The organism is Megasphaera sp. AF13-6AC (assembly GCF_027685385.1).
Taxonomy (GTDB): domain Bacteria; phylum Bacillota; class Negativicutes; order Veillonellales; family Megasphaeraceae; genus Megasphaera; species Megasphaera micronuciformis.
In genome coordinates this window covers 1-1,896 of sequence record NZ_JAQCUN010000187.1, presented here as the reverse complement: position 1 = coordinate 1,896, position 1,896 = coordinate 1, and the positions used below count along the sequence as shown (strand labels likewise).

Annotated in this window: 2 protein-coding genes; both read left to right on the top strand. The window is 47.3% G+C overall.

What is annotated here, in order from left to right; translation table 11 throughout:
• Window positions 1–855 (top strand): phenylalanine--tRNA ligase subunit alpha (gene pheS / locus PGX78_RS07920; RefSeq protein WP_270446373.1); only part of this gene is annotated, 855 nt, incomplete at its 5' end.
• Between the two features lie 12 nt (window positions 856–867).
• Window positions 868–1,896: YtpR family tRNA-binding protein (gene ytpR, locus PGX78_RS07915; RefSeq protein ID WP_270446371.1), on the top strand; the 1,029-nt coding region annotated here is incomplete at its 3' end.

The following is a 1,896-nucleotide window of genomic DNA, read 5'->3' as shown; positions in this document are numbered from 1 at the left end:
GTCGGCCAGGCTGTTAACTCGGCACGCGAAGTCATTGAAGGTTACTTGAATACCAAGACGGAAGAATTGAAAGCCGCCGTATTGGCAGCTAAAATCGAGTCGGAACGCATTGATATCACCTTGCCGGGTAGACAACCGATTACAGGTCATGAACATCCTCTCCATAAAATTCGTCGTGAAATGGAACAGGCCTTCCTTCATATGGGTTTTTCCATTGTGGAAGGTCCCGAAATTGAAGACGATTACTATAACTTCCAATGTCTCAATTTCCCCGATGATCATCCGGCACGGGATATGCAAGACTCCATGTATATAACGGATAAAATCCTCCTGCGTACTCATACATCGCCCATGCAGGCGCGTACTTTACAGGCTCACAAACCGAACGAACCGGTTAAGGTTATCGTTCCCGGGAAGGTATATCGTTGGGACTATGATGCCACTCACTCGCCTGTATTCCATCAAATGGAAGGGCTTATAGTAGATGAACATATTCGTTTTTCCGACTTGAAAGGTATGTTGGAAGACTTTTTGCGCGAAATATTCGGACCGCAGACGAAGGTGCGTTTCCGCGCCAGCTTCTTTCCCTTTACGGAGCCCAGTGCGGAAGTGGATATTTCCTGTGTTATGTGCGGCGGTGAAGGATGCCGTGTATGCTCTCATACGGGTTGGCTTGAAATTCTCGGTTGCGGTATGGTTCATCCGAACGTATTGCGCCTGAACGGTTACGATCCTGACAAAGTCAACGGCTTTGCTTTCGGGATGGGTGTAGAACGTATTGCCATGTTGAAGTACGGAATTGATGACTTACGCCTGTTCTACGAAAACGATATGCGTTTCTTGAATCAGTTTTAGGAGGTACGGAAGATGAAAAGTTCATTCGAATGGATGCAAGAGTATGTAACTATAGATAAAAGCCGAACACCTCAAGAATTTGCCGATGTTTTGACCATTGCCGGCATTCCTGTAGAACAGGTGGAATATTGGGGCGAAGATATACAAAATGTCATTACAGGTAAGATTACGAAAATCGTGCCGCATCCCAATGCGGATAAGCTTGTTATTTGTACCCTTAATATGGGAGATAAGGAACTGACCATCGTTACGGGCGCTACGAACGTACGGGAAGGACAAATCGTGCCTGTTGCCGTACACGGAGCTCATTTACCCGGCGGTGTGAAAATTAAAAAGTCGAAGCTTCGCGGCGAAACGTCGGAAGGAATGCTTTGTTCGGCTCATGAATTGGGACTGGACGACAGCCTTCTCTTGCCGGAAGAACGGTCGGGAATCTGGATTTTACCGGAAGATACGCCTATAGGTGTTGACGCCGTAGCTCAGACGGGTTTGCGTGATGTCGTATATGAATACGAATTGACGCCGAACCGGGCCGATTGCTTCAGTATGGTGGGCTTAAGCCGTGAATTTGCCGTGTTGTCCCGACAGGAAGCCAAGCTGCCGCAAGTAGAAATACAAGAAGGCAGTGAAAAAATTGAAGGAAAATTGAAGGTAACCATTGACGATTCGGAACTGTGTGCTCGCTATGCGGCCCGCATTCTTTATAACGTCAAGGTGGGCACGTCGCCGTTTTGGATGCAGCAACGGTTGCGTAAAGCCGGCGTTCGTCCTATTAACAATGTCGTCGATGTAACGAATTATGTCATGATTGAATTCGGCATTCCCTTACATGCATACGATTACGATAAGTTGGCCGGACATGAACTCATTGCCAGAAGAGCAAAGAAAGGAGAAAAGATTACGACCTTGGATCAGGTTGAACGGCAACTGACGGAAAATATGCTGGTCATTGCCGATGCTGAAAAGGCAAGCTGTGTTGCCGGTGTTATGGGCGGCTTCGATTCGGAAGTAACGGAAGAAACCACAACGGTTGTCTTGGAA